This is a genomic window from Streptomyces sp. AK010, from assembly GCF_014207295.1.
GTDB lineage: Bacteria > Actinomycetota > Actinomycetes > Streptomycetales > Streptomycetaceae > Streptomyces > Streptomyces massasporeus.
Window position 1 is genome coordinate 24,534 of sequence record NZ_JACHCX010000009.1, and the last position, 16,636, is coordinate 41,169.

Annotated in this window: 17 protein-coding genes and 1 riboswitch; of the genes, 10 read left to right on the plus strand and 7 right to left on the minus strand. The window is 70.2% G+C overall.

All coding sequences use genetic code 11. From position 1 onward, the window contains the following. The first annotated feature begins 50 nt into the window (after positions 1-50). Positions 51-659 (plus strand): ATP-binding protein, encoded by a 609-nt coding sequence (locus HDC93_RS18505; RefSeq protein ID WP_185012026.1) that lies wholly within the window; start codon positions 51-53, stop codon positions 657-659. A gap of 76 nt (positions 660-735) precedes the next feature. Beyond that, complete coding sequence (locus tag HDC93_RS18510) at positions 736-1,914, plus strand: YncE family protein (protein ID WP_185012027.1); 1,179 nt, start codon at positions 736-738, stop codon at positions 1,912-1,914. Here HDC93_RS18510 and HDC93_RS18515 read toward each other — a convergent pair. After that, the gene (locus HDC93_RS18515; RefSeq protein WP_185012028.1) at positions 1,881-2,558 is read right to left on the minus strand and encodes a GNAT family N-acetyltransferase; all 678 of its coding nucleotides are present in this window, start codon (positions 2,556-2,558) and stop codon (positions 1,881-1,883) included. The two genes, HDC93_RS18510 and HDC93_RS18515, sit on opposite strands and share 34 nt — an antisense overlap. On the opposite strand from HDC93_RS18515, the gene HDC93_RS18520 reads away from it, so the two are divergent. From HDC93_RS18520 to HDC93_RS18530, 3 genes are all read left to right on the plus strand, one after another. Continuing rightward, positions 2,548-2,763 (plus strand): hypothetical protein, encoded by a 216-nt coding sequence (locus tag HDC93_RS18520; protein ID WP_185012029.1) that lies wholly within the window; start codon positions 2,548-2,550, stop codon positions 2,761-2,763. The two genes, HDC93_RS18515 and HDC93_RS18520, sit on opposite strands and share 11 nt — an antisense overlap. Positions 2,764-2,822: 59 nt before the next feature. Next, positions 2,823-3,035, plus strand: a complete 213-nt coding sequence (locus HDC93_RS18525) for an EF-hand domain-containing protein (protein WP_030855113.1) — start codon at positions 2,823-2,825, stop codon at positions 3,033-3,035. A 176-nt stretch (positions 3,036-3,211) separates the two neighbouring features. Further along, positions 3,212-3,874, plus strand: a complete 663-nt coding sequence (locus HDC93_RS18530) for an NAD(P)-binding domain-containing protein (RefSeq protein ID WP_185012030.1) — start codon at positions 3,212-3,214, stop codon at positions 3,872-3,874. A 1-nt stretch (position 3,875) separates the two neighbouring features. Here HDC93_RS18530 and HDC93_RS18535 read toward each other — a convergent pair whose 3' ends face one another. The 6 genes from HDC93_RS18535 to gcvT all read right to left on the minus strand — a co-directional run bounded on the left by HDC93_RS18535 (position 3,876) and on the right by gcvT (position 10,432). Next, entirely contained in the window at positions 3,876-4,433 is a 558-nt protein-coding gene (locus tag HDC93_RS18535; RefSeq protein WP_185012031.1) for a glycoside hydrolase family 25 protein, read from the minus strand. A gap of 145 nt (positions 4,434-4,578) precedes the next feature. After that, positions 4,579-5,988, minus strand: a complete 1,410-nt coding sequence (locus HDC93_RS18540; protein WP_185012032.1) for an MFS transporter — start codon at positions 5,986-5,988, stop codon at positions 4,579-4,581. A 99-nt stretch (positions 5,989-6,087) separates the two neighbouring features. Beyond that, complete coding sequence (locus HDC93_RS18545) at positions 6,088-7,455, minus strand: L-serine ammonia-lyase (protein WP_185012033.1); 1,368 nt, start codon at positions 7,453-7,455, stop codon at positions 6,088-6,090. Positions 7,456-7,543: 88 nt separating this feature from the next. Beyond that, positions 7,544-8,806 carry a serine hydroxymethyltransferase gene (gene glyA, locus HDC93_RS18550; RefSeq protein WP_185012034.1) on the minus strand — a complete coding sequence of 421 codons (1,263 nt, stop codon included), beginning with the start codon at positions 8,804-8,806 and terminating at the stop codon, positions 7,544-7,546. Between the two features lie 8 nt (positions 8,807-8,814). After that, positions 8,815-9,192: a glycine cleavage system protein GcvH gene (gene gcvH / locus HDC93_RS18555; protein ID WP_097220803.1), complete on the minus strand. Its 378-nt coding sequence runs from the start codon at positions 9,190-9,192 to the stop codon at positions 8,815-8,817. A 103-nt stretch (positions 9,193-9,295) separates the two neighbouring features. After that, on the minus strand, positions 9,296-10,432 hold the full coding sequence (gene gcvT / locus HDC93_RS18560) for a glycine cleavage system aminomethyltransferase GcvT (protein WP_185012035.1): 1,137 nt from the start codon (positions 10,430-10,432) through the stop codon (positions 9,296-9,298). Between the two features lie 159 nt (positions 10,433-10,591). Next, a riboswitch (glycine riboswitch) is annotated at positions 10,592-10,691 on the minus strand. Between the two features lie 222 nt (positions 10,692-10,913). Here gcvT and HDC93_RS18565 point away from each other — a divergent pair. The 5 genes from HDC93_RS18565 to HDC93_RS18585 all read left to right on the plus strand — a co-directional run bounded on the left by HDC93_RS18565 (position 10,914) and on the right by HDC93_RS18585 (position 16,548). Beyond that, positions 10,914-11,582 carry an AAA family ATPase gene (locus tag HDC93_RS18565; protein ID WP_185012036.1) on the plus strand — a complete coding sequence of 223 codons (669 nt, stop codon included), beginning with the start codon at positions 10,914-10,916 and terminating at the stop codon, positions 11,580-11,582. A gap of 101 nt (positions 11,583-11,683) precedes the next feature. Continuing rightward, on the plus strand, positions 11,684-12,472 hold the full coding sequence (locus HDC93_RS18570) for an enhanced serine sensitivity protein SseB (RefSeq protein ID WP_185012037.1): 789 nt from the start codon (positions 11,684-11,686) through the stop codon (positions 12,470-12,472). Positions 12,473-12,630: 158 nt separating this feature from the next. Then, positions 12,631-13,431: an enhanced serine sensitivity protein SseB C-terminal domain-containing protein gene (locus tag HDC93_RS18575; RefSeq protein ID WP_185012038.1), complete on the plus strand. Its 801-nt coding sequence runs from the start codon at positions 12,631-12,633 to the stop codon at positions 13,429-13,431. Positions 13,432-13,774: 343 nt separating this feature from the next. After that, positions 13,775-14,773, plus strand: a complete 999-nt coding sequence (locus HDC93_RS18580) for an ABC transporter permease (RefSeq protein ID WP_175434851.1) — start codon at positions 13,775-13,777, stop codon at positions 14,771-14,773. A gap of 8 nt (positions 14,774-14,781) precedes the next feature. Beyond that, positions 14,782-16,548: an ABC transporter substrate-binding protein gene (locus HDC93_RS18585; protein ID WP_185012039.1), complete on the plus strand. Its 1,767-nt coding sequence runs from the start codon at positions 14,782-14,784 to the stop codon at positions 16,546-16,548. Positions 16,549-16,636 lie beyond the last annotated feature (88 nt).

Sequence of the window (16,636 nt, forward strand, 5' to 3'; positions counted from 1 at the left end):
CCCGGAATGAGACGTTCCAGCAGGTCGGACGGGGTGCCGGAGGCTCCGAAGTGCCGCCGGCATATGACGGACGGCCGCCGGTCCACCCCCCGTTCCCCGGGGCGTCTTCCCCGGGAACGGCCCCGCTGGAGGCCCTGGGCGGCCATGATGGGGGCATGGCGGGGCTGGAGGGTATGGAACAGCCGCGGGGACACGCACATGCGGCCGCGGCGCGCTGGTCGCCGACCGTCGAGGACGAACACGCGCTGAAGGCGCTCGAGTTGTACGGCAACCCGACGGAGGCAGAGGTTCCACTGCCGTCCCGCCCCGAGTCCGCGGCCACCGCGAGACGCCTCACCCAGGTCGTGGTCTGGCGCCACTGGGGCCTCACCCCCAAAACCACCGAGGACGCGGTCCTGCTCGTCTCCGAACTGGTCGGCAACGCCGTACGCCACACCGGCGCCCGTGTCTTCGGGCTGCGTCTGCACCGGCGCCGCGGCTGGATCCGCGTCGAGGTCCGCGACCCCTCCCGCGGGCTGCCGTGCCTGATGCCGGTCCAGGAGATGGACATCAGTGGCCGGGGCCTGTTCCTCGTCGACAAGCTGGCCGACCGCTGGGGGGTCGACCTGCTGCCCCGGGGCAAGACGACCTGGTTCGAGATGCGGGTCGCCGACCGCTGAGCGCGCCCGATGCCTCACCCGGTCGCCGGACGGACGAATCACCGGTTTCCCTCCGAGCCGCCCATTAAATGGTGCAATGCACCGCCATCTCGTCAAGAGCGCCCTGGTCGCGGGTGCCGCCCTCGCCGTCCTCTCCGCCTGCGGCACCGGGAGCGGGGAACGGACCTCCGAGGCGCGCGCCACCAAGGCCGCCGTGCCCGCCCCGCCCGAGAAGAAGCCCGTGAAGGGCCTGCCGGGCATGCCGCCCGTCCTGGACCCCGAGGACGTGTACGCCGCCGACCGTCCGGGCAAGCTGTCCCCGGTGGTCAAGGACTTCCCGTCCCGGGTCTACGTCCCCAACACCGAGTCCGACACGGTCACCGTCATCGACCCGAAGACGTACGAGGTCACCGAGACGATCCGGGTGGGCCGGCAGCCCCAGCACGTCGTGCCCTCCTGGGACCTGAAGACGCTCTGGGTCAACAACAACCGCGGCCACACCCTCACCCCGATCGACCCGAAGACCGGCAAGGCGGGCAAGGACGTCGAGGTCCATGACCCCTACAACCTCTACTTCACGCCCAACGGCAGGTACGCCGTCGTCATGGCCTCCCTCGACCGCGAGCTCGTCTTCCGCGACCCGCACACCATGAAGGTGAAGAAGACCGTCCCGGTCTCCTGCTACGGCGTCAACCACGCCGACTTCTCCCTCGACGGCCGCTACTTCATCGTCTCCTGCGAGTTCAGCGGCGAACTGCTCAAGGTCGACACCGAGAAGATGGAGGTCGTCGGGCAGCAGCGGCTGCCGTTCGAAGGCGCCATGCCGCAGGACGTGAAGATCTCACCCGACGGCAAGAGGTTCTACATCGCCGACATGATGGCCCACGGCATGTGGGTCCTGAACGGCGACACCTTCACCGAACCCACCCTGATGCCCACCGGCAGGGGCTGCCACGGCCTCTACGTCGGCCGCGACTCCCGCGAGATGTACGTGACCAACCGCGGCGAGGGCACCATCTCGGTCTTCGACTTCACCCAGGGCAGGCTGACCAAGAAGTGGAAGCTGCCCGACGGCGGCAGCCCCGACATGGGCGGCGTCTCCGCCGACGGCAAGGTGCTGTGGCTGTCCGGCCGCTACGACGCCGAGGTGTACGCCGTCGACACCCGCACCGGCATCCAGCTCGCCCGGATCCCGGTCGGCAGCGGTCCGCACGGCCTCGCGGTCTACCCGCAGCCCGGCCGCTACTCGCTCGGCCACACCGGTGTCTTCCGGTGACGCCCGGCTCCGGGGACGAGCAGGACTTCCGATCCCACCGGCCGGTGTCCGGCCGCCTGGAACGCCCGCAGACTGCGGGCGTTCCCCGCCGACACCTGCGCCCACACCGGCGCGCCCCCGGCCGGCTGCCGGGCCGCGGACACCAGCCGCCGCCCGACCCCGCGGTGCCGCGCCCCCTCCTCCACCTCGACGACGACCTCCCAGCGCCCGGCCACCCCGCGGCCCGGCACGAGCACTCCGCCGTCCGTCGTCCACCCGCGCACGCCGTCCCGCCGCCGCGTCGCGGACACCACACGCGGATGCCCGGGGCCGTCGACCTCCGTGAGCGCGAGGGGCGGCTCCCCGGGCAGCGCGGTACCCGTCAGCAGCACGTCGACCGTGTCGGACGTACGCCCCGTCCGGTCCATCAGGGCTGTGAGGAAACGGGCGTTCATCGTGGCGGCGAGGGCGTCGCACTCGGTGCGGGCGAGGACGCCGCGCACCCAGTCGGGGTCCTCGTCCGTGAAGACGACCGAATGGGCCGTGAAGGCGAGGACCCCGGCGTCCCGGGCCGAGGGCTGGGGCACGATCGTCGTCCCGCCGTCCGCCGGCGGGAAGACGCCCCGCGCCGCCGCGTCGAGGACGTCCGCCAGAGTGTCCGTCACCACCGCGCTCCTTGAGTCTCCACCCGCTGGAAGGTCCAGACTCGACCGGGCCGTCGTACTCGAACGCCTCACGGCGGCCGCCCACATACGGGTCGCCCGCTACCGCGAACTACAGGCCAACGTCAACGGCCTCGACCCCCAGCCGACCTACGACGAGGAGTTCGCCTGGGTGGTCGCCGCGCTGCAGGCCCGCACGGCCGGTTAATCTGACCTGCGTCAGACCTGCGCCAGCAGGAAGCACGGCACGAGATGAGGGGCGGATCGGTGGCGGACATCGAGGAAGCACGCAAGCAGTTCGAGCGGATCGATACGGACGGTGACGGATTCATCACCGCTGCCGAGTTCAAGAGCGCCCTGGCCAAGTCGGGCGACTGGAACGTCACCGAGTCGGTCGCCGAGGTCGTCATCAAGACCCGCGACCTGGACGGCGACAAGCAGCTGAGCTTCGACGAGTTCTGGGCCTACCTGAACAAGTAGGCCTCCGGCTCACCCGCGCGCGAAGGGGCCCGGTCCACGATCCTCGGACCGGGCCCCTCGCGGTGCCCGGGCGGAGACCCTTCCCGGACCGGAATAGCCCACTTGCCCCCGAGGTTGACCCTGGTCACCAGGGCTTCACGCGGCGCTGTTCATCTCCGGAAGGGCAAGGCGAGAACATGAAGATCGGCATCATCGGAGCGGGCAACATCGGCGGCAATCTGACCCGGCGGCTCACCGCCCTCGGGCACGACGTCGCCGTCGCCAACTCCCGAGGCCCCGAGACGCTCACGGCCCTGGCGGAGGAGACCGGCGCGACGCCCGTGACCGTCGCAGAGGCGGCGCGGGGTGCCGAGATCGTCGTCGTCACCATCCCGCTGAAGGCGGTCCCGGACCTTCCCGCCGGCCTGTTCGACGGCGCGGCCGACGGCGTCGCGGTCATCGACACCGGCAACTACTACCCGCGGCAGCGCGACGGCAGGATCGCGGAGATCGAGGACGACGGCCTCACCGAGAGCCGCTGGACGGAACGCCGGATCGGCCACCCGGTCGTCAAGGCCTTCAACGGCACCTACGCCCAGGACATCCTGGACCGCCCGCTCCCCGCCGGCGACCCCGGCCGCATGGCCCTCCCGGTGGCCGGCGACGAAGAGACGGCCAAGCGCGCGGTGCGGGACCTGATCGACGCCCTCGGCTTCGACACCGTCGACGCGGGCGGCATCGACGACTCCTGGCGCCAGCAGCCCGGCACCCCGGTCTACGGCCTGCGCGGCGGAGTCGGGGCGGTCACGAAGGCCCTGGCGGAGGCGTCCCCGGAACGCACGCCGGAGTTCAGCGGTTAGGTCAGGCGTCCTCCGCCCACCTCCGCAGCGCCGCCTTGCTCCCGAAGTCGGCCACGTTCTTGTCGAGCGGGTCGTCGGTGTACTGGTGGAAACGCCACTTGGCCTTGATGCGGGGCTTGCCCGCCGAGACGTAGTCGGCGATCCACAGGCCGTCGCCCGTATAGGACGTCGTGTCGATGTCGAGCCAGAAGTGCCGGTTGCAGTAGAGCACCACCCGGTTGTTCGGCCGAAGGTCCTTCAGCTTCCTGATGAACAGGTCCTTCTCCGCGTTGCTCGCGTGCGTCCCGTTGCTGGTGTTCTCCCAGTCGACGGCGAGGATGTCGCCCGCCCGCTCGGAGGCCTTGCTGACGAAGTACTCGGCCTGGGCGGTCAGGTTGCCGGGCCACAGGAAGTGGTAGAACCCGACGACCAGCCCGGCGTCACGGGCTCGTCTGGTCTGGGCGGCGAGTTTCGGATTGACGTAGGAACGGCCCTCCGTCGCCTTGACGAAGACGAAGGAGAGGCCGTCGGTGCCGTAGGAGGAGGACTGGTAGGCGCTCACGTCGATGCCGCGCAGCATGGGGGCTCCCTCTGGGGCGGGTGGGGCTCAAGTTCCCTCGGGTCAGGGGATGTTGTTATGCCCCGCGAGGGCGGCCGTACGCCGGGCGTGAGGTGGCTCGCGGCCCGGCGGTGGTGAACGCCGGTGGGTTTGGCGGTCGGTTGTTTCAGGGGGCAGGGGAGCCGGCCGGGGCGCGGGCCGGCTCGTCGGCGACGGCCTCCCGGTCGTCCAGGGAGACGTCCTTGGTCTCCTTGCCGAGCAGGAGCGCGATCAGCGTCAGCACCGCCATCGCCGAGAGGTAGACACCGACCAGCCACGGCGAGCCGTCCCCGGTCTCCCACAGCGCCACCGCGATGAACGGGGCGAGAGCCGCCCCGAGGATCGAGCTGACGTTGTACGAGATGCCGGAGCCGGTGTAGCGCACGCTGGTCGGGAAGAGCTCCGGCAGCAGCGCGCCCATGGGGCCGAAGGTCATGCCCATCAGGGTGAAGCCGAGCACGAGCCACAGCACCACGCCGAGGGTGCCCAGCTCGATCAGCGGCTCCCAGACCAGCCCGAAGACCACGATCGCGGCGGTGATCCAGATCAGGGTGGCGCGCCGCCCGTACCGGTCCGCGAGCGGCCCGGAGACCAGGGTGAACGCGGCGAAGAACAGCACGCCGAAGATCATCATGAGCACGAACGTCGTGTAGCCGTACCCCAGTCCGGGCACGGCGGCGTCCTTCGCGGCCCGTCCGTAGCTGAGCGAGAACGTGGTCATCAGGTAGAAGAGCACGTAGGTCGCCAGCATGATGAAGGTGCCCAGGACGAGCTGCTTCCCGTGGCTGCGCACCACCGTGGCGAGCGGCAGCCGCCGCACCCCGCCGGACTCGCGGGTCCTGGCGAAGACCGCCGACTCGACGAGCCGGGAGCGCACCCACAGGCCGATCGCGACCATCACGGCGGAGAACAGGAACGGCACACGCCAGCCCCAGCTGACGAAGGCCTCCGAGGGCTGCGAGGGGTCGGCGCCGGCCGCGGACGGCAGGAGCGCGCCCATGCCCAGGAACAGGCCGTTGCCGATGATGAAGCCGAGCGGGGCGCCCAGCTGCGGGAAGGTGCCGTACAGGGCGCGCTTGCCGCGGGGGGCGTTCTCGGTCGCGACCAGGGCGGCACCGCTCCACTCGCCGCCGAGCGCGAAGCCCTGGGCGAGCCGCATCAGCACGAGCAGCGCGGTGGCCACCCAGCCGGCCTGGGCGTAGGTGGGCAGGACGCCGATGAGGAACGTGGCGATGCCCATGGTCAGCAGCGAGACGACGAGCGTCTTCTTGCGGCCGAGGCGGTCACCGAGGTGCCCGAAGACGACGGCGCCGATCGGGCGGGCGACCATCGCGGCGCCGAACACCGCGAAGGACGACAGCAGCGCGGTGGTCGGGTCGCTGCTCGGGAAGAAGAGCTGGGGGAAGACGAGCACCGCGGCGGTCGCGTAGATGTAGAAGTCGTAGAACTCGATCGTCGTGCCGATGAGGCTGGCGACGAGGACGCGGGACCTCGGGTTGACGGGCGCCGGGGCTGAACCGGTGGCTGGTGCGGGCATCGTTCGGTCTTTCACCTATGAAACATGGGCGCTGCAACGATGTCAGCCGTCTTGATTTCCGGTATGGACGTCTCGCATGGCAAGACGTCCGCGCCGGGCTCAGCACTCGATGATGTTCACCGCCAGCCCGCCCCGGGCTGTCTCCTTGTACTTCACCGACATGTCCGCGCCGGTGTCCTTCATCGTCTTGATGACCTTGTCCAGGGACACCTTGTGGGAGCCGTCGCCGCGCATCGCCATGCGGGCGGCCGTGACGGCCTTGACCGCGGCCATGCCGTTGCGCTCGATGCAGGGGATCTGGACCAGGCCGCCGACCGGGTCGCAGGTGAGGCCGAGGTTGTGCTCCATGCCGATCTCGGCGGCGTTCTCGACCTGCTCGGGCGAACCGCCGAGGACCTCGGCCAGGGCGCCCGCGGCCATGGAGCAGGCGGAGCCGACCTCGCCCTGGCAGCCGACCTCGGCGCCGGAGATGGAGGCGTTCTCCTTGAAGAGCATGCCGATCGCGCCCGCGGCGAGCAGGAAGCGGACCACGCCCTCCTCGTCGGCGCCCGGCACGAAGTTGACGTAGTAGTGCAGGACCGCCGGGATGATGCCGGCGGCGCCGTTGGTGGGGGCGGTGACGACCCGGCCGCCGGCAGCGTTCTCCTCGTTGACCGCCATGGCGTACAGGGTGATCCACTCCATGGCGAGGGCCAGTGGGTCGCCCTCGGAGCGCAGCTTGCGTGCGGTGTTCGCGGCCCGGCGGCGCACCTTGAGGCCGCCCGGCAGGATGCCCTCCTGGGACAGTCCGCGCGCCACGCAGTCCCGCATCACCTGCCAGATCTCCAGCAGGCCCTCGCGGATCTCCTCCTCGGTGCGCCAGGCCCGCTCGTTCTCCAGCATCAGCGCGGAGATGGACAGCCCCGTCTCCTCGGTCAGGCGCAGCAGCTCGTCCCCCGTGCGGAAGGGGTACTTCAGCACGGTGTCGTCGAGCTTGATGCGGTCCGCCCCGACCGCGTCCTCGTCGACGACGAAGCCGCCGCCGACCGAGTAGTACGTCTTCGTCAGCAGTTCGGCGCCCGAGGCGTCGTACGCCCACAGGGTCATGCCGTTGGCGTGGTACGGCAGCGTCTTGCGGCGGTGCAGGACCATGTCGTCGTCGAAGGAGAACGCGATCTCGTGCTCGCCGAGCAGGTTCAGCCGCCCGCCGGTCTTGATCGCCTCCACCCGCTCGTCCGCGCTCGACACGTCGACCGTGCGCGGGGAGTCGCCCTCCAGGCCGAGCAGCACCGCCTTGGGCGTGCCGTGGCCGTGGCCGGTGGCGCCGAGCGAGCCGTACAGCTCCGCGTGGACCTTCGCCGTCGGGGCCAGCAGCTCCTCGTTGCGCAGCCGCCGGGCGAACATCCGGGCCGCCCGCATCGGGCCGACGGTGTGGGAACTGGACGGGCCGATGCCGATCGAGAACAGGTCGAAGACCGAGATGGCCACGGGGGAACTCCTGACTACATGGGTGGTGCAGAGGGGGGTGGGCGCCGCGTCCGCTGGTGGCGGGCGCGGCGCCCGAAAGGGTTCTTCGTTACGCGTTCAGACCCGGGTACAGCGGGTGCTTGTCGGCCAGGGCCTTCACCCGGGCCTTGAGGGCCTCCGCGTCGTAGGACGGCTTCAGCGCCTCGGCGATGACGTCCGCGACCTCCGCGAAGTCCTCGGCTGCGAAGCCCCGGGTCGCCAGCGCCGGCGTGCCGATCCGCAGACCGGACGTCACCATCGGCGGACGGGGGTCGTTCGGGATCGCGTTCCGGTTGACCGTGATGCCCACCTCGTGGAGGCGGTCCTCGGCCTGCTGGCCGTCCAGCTCCGAGTGGCGCAGGTCGACCAGGACGAGGTGCACGTCCGTGCCGCCGGACAGGACGTCCACGCCCACGGCCCGGACGTCGTCCTTCACCAGACGCTCGGCCAGGATGCGGGCACCCTCCAGCGTACGGCGCTGGCGCTCCTTGAAGTCCTCCGAGGCGGCGACCTTGAAGGAGACCGCCTTGGCGGCGATCACATGCTCCAGCGGACCGCCCTGCTGACCGGGGAAGACGGCGGAGTTGATCTTCTTGGCCAGTTCGGCCGTGGAGAGGATCACACCGCCGCGCGGGCCGCCGAGGGTCTTGTGGGTCGTGGTGGTGACCACGTGCGCGTGCGGCACCGGGTTCGGGTGCAGCCCGGCCGCGACCAGCCCGGCGAAGTGGGCCATGTCGACCATCAGGTACGCGCCGACCTCGTCCGCGATCCGGCGGAACGCGGCGAAGTCCAGCTGCCGCGGGTAGGCCGACCAGCCGGCGACGATCAGCTTCGGCTTGGACTCCTTGGCCAGCCGCTCGACCTCGGCCATGTCGACCCGGCCGTCCTCGCCCACGTGGTAGGCGACGACGTCGTAGAGCTTGCCGGAGAAGTTGATCTTCATGCCGTGGGTCAGGTGCCCGCCGTGCGCGAGATTCAGACCCATGATCGTGTCGCCCGGCTTGAGCAGCGCGAACATCGCGGCGGCGTTGGCCTGGGCGCCCGAGTGCGGCTGGACGTTGGCGTGCTCGGCGCCGAACAGTTCCTTGATGCGGTCGATCGCGATCTGCTCGACCACGTCGACGTGCTCGCAGCCGCCGTAGTAGCGGCGGCCCGGGTAGCCCTCGGCGTACTTGTTGGTGAGGACCGAGCCCTGCGCCTCCATGACCGCGACCGGAGCGAAGTTCTCCGAAGCGATCATCTCCAGCGTGGACTGCTGGCGGTGCAGCTCGGCGTCGACCGCGGCGGCGACCGCCGGGTCGAGCTCGTGCAGGGGTGTGTTCAGGACGGACATACGACTCCTCAGCCCGCGGAGAACGCGGTGTACTCGTCGGCGGAGAGCAGGTCGCCCGGCTCGTCCGTGACCCGCACCTTGAACAGCCAGCCGCCCTCGAAGGGGGCCGAGTTCACCAGCGCCGGGTCGTTCACGACGTCCTCGTTGACCTCGGTGATCTCACCGGAGACGGGGGAGTACAGGTCGGACACCGACTTGGTCGACTCCAGCTCGCCGCAGGTCTCGCCGGCGGACACGGAGTCACCCACCTCGGGAAGCTGGACGAACACGACATCGCCGAGCGCGTTGGCCGCGTGCTCCGTGATGCCGACCGTCGACACGCCGTCCTCGGCGGCCGACAGCCACTCGTGCTCCTTGCTGTAGCGCAGCTCTTTGGGGTTGCTCATGGCCTGGATTCTCCTGTACGCGCGGGAGTGCTGTGGAAGGGGGGACTGCTGGTGAGCTGGGGCGACGGGCACGGGGTCGCTGCCGCGGCCCTTCGGCCAGTGTCTACTTCTGGCGCTTGTAGAACGGCAGCGCCACGACCTCGTACGGCTCGTGACTGCCCCGGATGTCCACACCCACGCCGCTCGTGCCGGGCGCGGCGTGCGCGGGGTCGACGTACGCGATCGCGATCGGCTTGCCGAGGGTGGGGGAGGGGGCGCCGGAGGTGACCTCGCCGATCACCTCGCCGCCGGCGACGACGGCGTACCCGGCGCGCGGGACCCGGCGGCCCTCGGCGATCAGGCCGACCAGGACGCGCGGCGGGTTCTGCTCGGCGCGGGCGGCGGCCTCGCGCAGGGCCTCGCGGCCCACGAAGTCGCCCTCCTTCTCGAACTTCACCACCCGGCCGAGCCCGGCGTCGAAGGGCGTGAGGGAGGTCGACAGCTCGTGCCCGTACAGCGGCATGCCCGCCTCCAGGCGCAGCGTGTCGCGACAGGACAGCCCGCACGGGACGAGGCCGACGCCCTCGCCGGCCTTGGTCAGGGCCTGCCACAGCTCGACGGCGTGCTCGGGCTTCACGAAGAGCTCGAAGCCGTCCTCGCCGGTGTAGCCGGTCCGGGCGATCAGGGCCGGGACGCCCGCGACCGTGCCGGGCAGCCCGGCGTAGTACTTCAGGCCGTCGAGGTCGGCGTCGGTCAGGGACTTCAGGATCCCGGGGGACTCGGGACCCTGTACGGCGAGCAGCGCGTAGGCGTCCCGGTCGTCGCGCACCTCGGCGTCGAAGCCGGCGGCGCGCTCGGTCAGCGCGTCCAGCACCACCTGGGCGTTGGAGGCGTTGGCGACGACCATGTATTCAGAAGAAGCGGCCTCGGTCTCGCCCAGCCGGTAGACGATCAGGTCGTCCAGGATGCCGCCGTCGGCCCGGCAGATCATGGTGTAGCGGGCCCGGCCCGGCTTCACGCCGCCGATGTTGCCCACCAGGGCGAAGTCCAGCAGCGCGGCGGCCTGCGGCCCGGTGACGGTGATCTCGCCCATGTGGGAGAGGTCGAAGAGGCCGGCCTTCGTGCGCACGGCGATGTGCTCGTCGCGCTCGGAGCCGTAGCGCAGGGGCATGTCCCAGCCGGCGAAATCGGTCATCGTCGCACCGAGGACACGATGCAGGGCATCGAGCGCGGTGTGACGGAGTTCTCCTGTACTGCTCACGGTCGGTCGTCTCCCAGGGCAATGACGGGCGAGGTCGTTCCTCCCCATCTGTCATCGGAACCTGAGAGGTTCGCCATGACCGCACGGGTCCATGGCTTGCACCTTGGGTGGAGCCGCGTCCCCGTCGAGGACAGGGGGCGGCCCGCTTTTCAGATGTGCCTCGCCCGCGCGGTAACGGGGCCTGAGAGATTCAAGGGAGGGACTTGCTCCTTCGGCGCCCCAGCTCTTGCGATGCCGGGGACTCTCCCGCGCGGATTCAAACGGCCGGTATGCAGTTGGCGCGCACATCATTGCACGCATCCTTCCGGCGCGGCAGGGGGACCTTTCACAGGGAGTGCACGAGTCCCGCGCGCCGGACACAGCGACCTGTAGCAGCCCTGTTGCAGGACGAGAACGTAAATGAGAGGCCTGCCGCATTACCTTCTCTTTACACTCGGCGGGGATGGGACTCCGTACCTGGCCCCAGGGGAGGACGATCACGGTGAACAGGACCACCGCGTACGCGACGACGGGCATCGCGCTGCCCGAGCAGCCGGCCGCCGCTCCGGTCCGGGCGGTCCGCGCCCCGGCGCCGGCGCCGGTCGTCCGCGACCTGCGCGACCGCCCCGAAGGCGGCCCGCACGCGCTGCTGTTCGGCCCCCGCGACCTCGTCGTGGTCACGGGCCTGCCCGGCAGCGGCAAGTCCACGCTGATGCGGCGCACCGTGCCGGGCCGGCGCATCGACTCCCAGGACACCCGCGACCGCTGGGAGCGCCGCATGCCGCGCGCCCTGCCGTACGCGCTCTACCGCCCGCTCGTCCGCCTCTCCCACTACGCCGGGCTGCGCCGCGCCCTGCGCACCGGGGAGGGCGTCGTCGTGCACGACTGCGGAGCCCAGGCCTGGGTCCGCCGCTGGCTCGCCCGCGAGGCCCGCCGCCGGGGCGGCACGCTCCATCTGTTCCTCCTCGACGTCACCCCCGAGCAGGCCCTGGCCGGTCAGCGCGACCGAGGCCGCGGCGTCTCGCGCTACGCGTTCCTGCGTCACCGCGCGGCGAGCAACCGCCTCATGCGCGCGGTGGAGCGCGGTGACCTCCCCAGCGGCTGCGGCTCGGCCGTCCTCGCCGACCGGGACACGGCGAACACCCTGCACAGAATCGGCTTCACGGGCTGAGCCCGCGCCGTATCGCACCGGCCCTGTTCCCGATGCCCCGGGCGCCCGTCAGCCGTTAGCCTTTTGAGCCACAGCAGTGGTTCCAGGCAGGCGGTAGGCAGATGGACATCCCGGCGGACTTCTCCGCGGACTTCCCGGCGCAGACGCAGACCCACCCGCACGGCGGTTGGCCCGGCAACGAGCTGGAGGAGGTGCTCTCGGCCTCCCTCGGCGCCGGACCGGCGGCCGGCGGGCGGATCGTCGAGGTGCTCGGCCGGAGCTTCGTGTGGATCCCGCTGCCCAGCGGCGGCGGCCCGCACAGCGGCCCCCTCGACCTGCCCGGCATCGAGATCGAGGGCCAGGCGTTCGTGCCGGTGTTCAGCTCCGAGGAGCAGTTCCGCCAGGTCGTCGGCTCCCACATGTCGTACACGATCGCGCCCGCCGTGGAGTTCGCCCGCGGCCTGCCCCCGCACGCCGGCATAGCCGTCAACCCGGGCGGTGTGGTGGGCATCCCGCTCCCGCCGCCCGCCGTGGCCGAGCTGTGCCGGGCCGGCCGGACGCCGCTGGACGGTCCCGCGAGCGGCGGCCGGGTCCGCCTCTTCGAGCCCGACTGGCAGGACGACCCGGTGGACTTCCTCGCCGCCGCCTCCGCCGAGTTCGAGGCGACCGGCGTCGTCGTCACGGCCCGCCGCTGCCTCGCCGCGATCGAGACCGCCGAACCGGTGATGTTCGTCGGCGTCGAACTCTCCCAGTGGGAAGGCGACCTGCGCGCCCTCCCCCTGGACGCCCTCACCCGGGCCGTCACCGCGGTCCCGGCCCCCTGGCCGGTCAACCTCGTCCTCCTGGACGTGGCGGAGGACCCGGTGGGAGCGTGGATGCGGGAGCGGGTCCGGCCCTTCTACCAGCGGTAGGGCAGCCGCCCCAGGGGCGCGAGGCCGTATCGGCGGCTCCGGCGCGCGGGCGCGATCAACCACACTCGACCCGCACCCGCCCGGCGGCATAATCCCCGGGCTCCCGTGCGGGCTTAAGCTAGGGCACCGTCGAGGCGTTGTACGAAGGGGCGGTAAAGGTGAGCGCGAGCGGCACGGCCGCGGCCGGACAGGTCGAGCACATGCTGCGCCAGGTCACGCCCGGGCGTTACGACGCCTACGAGGCACTCCTGCGCGCGCTCGCGACCCCGCACAGCGGCCAGATCTGGATGCTCCTGTGGCACGGGCAGGCCGGCTCCCCCGACGCCCAGTACGGAAACATGGATGTCGACGGCTACGGCTACGCCCCCTGCGTGACCTCCGCCCAGGAGCTCTCCGCCAGCGGCTGGAACCGCTCCTGCGAGGTGGTCGACGGAGTCGACGTCGCCCGCGCCCTCTACCCCGACCACCACGGCCTCTGGCTCAACCCGCACGCCCCCGGCGGCGGCGTCGGCATCCCCTGGCTCGACCTGCGCAGAATCGCCACGGGCCTGGACCGCCAGCCCGCCGGCCCCCTGCGGCTGTCCGAACCCGCCATCGAGATCCCGCAGTTCTACGCCCTGCTCGCGCAGAACGCCCACCGCACCCCCGCCGTCCGCTCGCTGCGCCGGGCCTGGGTGCAGCCCGCCCTCGGGGCGCCGTACCTCGCCATCGGACTGGATGTGTACGACACCTCGCCGCCGGCCGTGGACTCCGTGCGCGCGATGATGCAGCAGTCCCTCGGCGCCGTGCCGGACGGGCTTCCCGTGTCGACCGTCGCCATGTCCGACGAACACGACCCGGTGGCCATGTGGCTGCGTGCGAAGGCCCGCCCGTTCTACGACCGCGAGGCCCACGCCACCGCCCCCGTCCAGGCCCCGGTCTCCGGCTACGGATACCCTCCCGCGCAGGGCCGGTACTGACCGGCTCGAAGTCGCCCCCGTAGCCCCCCTCGCACCACCCCTCGAACGCGACAACCGCTCAGCTCTCCGCGCGTAGATAGGGGCGGAAAGGGCAAGGATGTCCTAAAATCCACCTGTCCTGGCGCGTCCGACCCCCGCTACCCGCTGTCCGGATAACGGAACCCCCCGGACAGCATCACGTTTACGCATCCATTCATCGCCAAGTCTGGCAACAGATCGCCAAAGCGTTGAAGACTCCCCGCAAGACACGGGCCGGGTCGGTCTTGTGTACGAGACAAACAAAACCGCTACAGCGGCAGCCAGGGGCTCGGCGATCGCCGGCCCGAGAGGGGTCAATCGCACCGTGACCGCACCCATCGAGACCACCGGGGCGGAAGCCGGAGCACAGCCCGAGGCCGTGCTCTCCGGGGTCAAGAAGAGCCAGATCGAGGGGCGCTCGCTCACCCAGATCGCCTGGATGCGCTTCAAGCGGGACAAGGTGGCGATGGCGGGAGGCGTCGTCGTCATCCTGCTCGTGCTCATGGCGGTGTTCTCCAAGCCGATCCAGTGGATTTTCAACCTCGATCCCAACAAGTTCAACCAGGACCTCATCGACCCCGCGCTGCTCGCCCCCAAGGGCGGCTGGGGAGGAATGAGTTGGGACCACCCGCTCGGCGTGGACCCCCAGTACGGCCGTGACATGCTCGCCCGCATCATCGACGGCTCCTGGGTCTCCCTCCTGGTCGCGGGCGGTGCCACGCTGCTGTCCGTGTGCATCGGCACCGTGCTCGGTGTCGTCGCCGGCTACTACGGCGGCTGGATCGACAGCGTGATCAGCAGGCTCATGGACACGTTCCTGGCCTTCCCCCTGCTGCTGTTCGCGATCTCGATCTCCGCCTCGGTGCAGGACGGGTTCTTCGGCCTCGAAGGCCTGCCGCTGCGCATCTGTGTGCTGATCTTCGTGATCGGCTTCTTCAGCTGGCCGTACATCGGCCGCATTGTGCGGGCCCAGACGATGACCCTGCGCAAGCGGGAGTTCATCGAGGCCTCCACGAGCCTCGGGGCACGCGGCCCGTACATCCTGTTCCGGGAGCTTCTCCCGAACCTCGTCGCGCCGATCCTCGTCTACTCGACGCTGATCATCCCGACGAACATCCTGTTCGAGGCCGCGCTGAGCTTCCTCGGCGTCGGTATCGCTCCGCCGCAGGCTTCCTGGGGCGGCATGCTCAGCAACGCTGTGGATCTCTACACGGCTGATCCGCAGTACATGTTCGTGCCCGGACTGGCGATCTTCATCACCGTCCTGGCCTTCAACCTGCTGGGTGACGGGCTGCGTGACGCCCTCGACCCTCGCAGCAAGTGATCCATCGAATGAGGGGGCTTCCTCAGGTGAAGACGAGAAGGGTGACCGCCGGCGTTGCGTCGGTCCTGGCACTGTCGCTGGGTGCTGCCGCGTGCGGCGGCGGAGGTGACGACAACGACGGGGGAGGCAACGGCAAGAAGGACGCCGCGCTGAACTCGATCGTCAACGCGTCGGACAAGAAGGGAGGGACGGCCACGTACGAGCACTCGGACGTGCCGGACTCCCTCGACCCGGGCAACACGTACTACGGCTGGGTGCAGAACTTCTCCCGCCTCTACGGCCGGACGCTCACCACGTTCAAGCCGGCGGCGGGCAAGGAAGGCCTGGAGGTTGTGCCGGACCTCGCCGAGGGACTCGGCAAGGCCAGCCCGGACGCCAAGACCTGGACGTACAAGCTGCGTGCGGGTGTGAAGTTCCAGGACGGCACCCCGGTGACGTCCAAGGACGTCAAGTACGCCATCGAGCGCTCCAACTTCGCGCCCGAGGCACTGTCCAACGGCCCGACGTACTTCAAGGCGTACCTCGAGGGTGGCGACAAGTACCAGGGTCCCTACAAGGACAAGTCCGCCGATGGCCTCAAGTCCATCGAGACGCCGGACGACCGGACGATCGTCTTCAAGCTGAAGCAGCCGTTCGCCGACTTCGACTACCTGGCGACGTTCTCGCAGACGGCCCCCGTGCCGCAGGCGAAGGACACCGGTGCGAAGTACGTGCAGGCCATCCAGTCCTCCGGCCCGTACCAGTTCCAGTCCTACGAGGAGGGCCGCGGCGCCACCCTCGTGCGCAACAAGCAGTGGGACGCCAAGACGGACCCGATCCGCAAGGCCCTGCCGGACAAGATCACGATCAAGTTCAAGGTCAACCCGGTCACGGTCGACAACAACCTGCTCTCCGACAAGATCACGGCTGACGCGGCCGGCACGGGTGTGCAGCCGCAGACCCAGCCGAAGGTGCTGCGCGGCAAGTACGCCAACCAGACGGACAGCTCCTACGCGGGCGCCACGCAGTACATCGCGCTCAACGTGAACGTGAAGCCGTTCGACAACGCCGACTGCCGCAAGGCCGTCCAGTGGGGCCTCGACAAGCAGTCGGTGCTCGACGCCATGGGCGGTTCGCCCAAGGGTGACGTGGCGACCACGCTGCTGCCGCCGTCGGTGAACGGCTACACCAAGTTCGACACCTACGCGACCGACGGTCACAAGGGTGACGTGGCCAAGGCCAAGGCGGCCCTGAAGGCGTGCGGCAAGCCGAACGGCTTCAACACGATCCTGACGGCCCGTTCCGACCGTCCCGCCGAGATCGCCGCGGCGACCGCCATCCAGGCGTCGCTGAAGAAGGTCGGCATCAACATCGAGATCAAGCAGTTCCCCTCCGGCAAGTACTTCTCGAACTTCGCCGGTGTCCCGAGCTACGTCCACGACAACAAGCTCGGCATGCTCTCGATGGCGTGGGGTGCCGACTGGCCGACCGGCTACGGCTTCCTCGACCAGATCGTCAACGGTGCGGCCATCAAGCCCTCGGGCGGCAACAACCTGATGGAGCTGGACGACCCGAAGATCAACAAGGCCCTGACGGACGCGATCGCCAACACCGACGACGCGGCCCGCACCAAGGCCTGGGGTGACATCGACAAGATGGTCCTCGACAACGCCTCGGTCGTCCCGCTGGTCTACCGCAAGAACCTGCTGCTCCGGCCGACGTCCGCGACGAACGTCACGGTCACGCAGGCCTACCTCGGCATGTACGACTACCTGCTGATGAGCTCCTCGAAGTAATTCAGCAGGCCGGATCCTTTCGAAAGGCAGGTGAAGGCACCGGGTGGCCGCGGCGGACGACCCCGCCGCGGCCACCCGGGGCCGTACA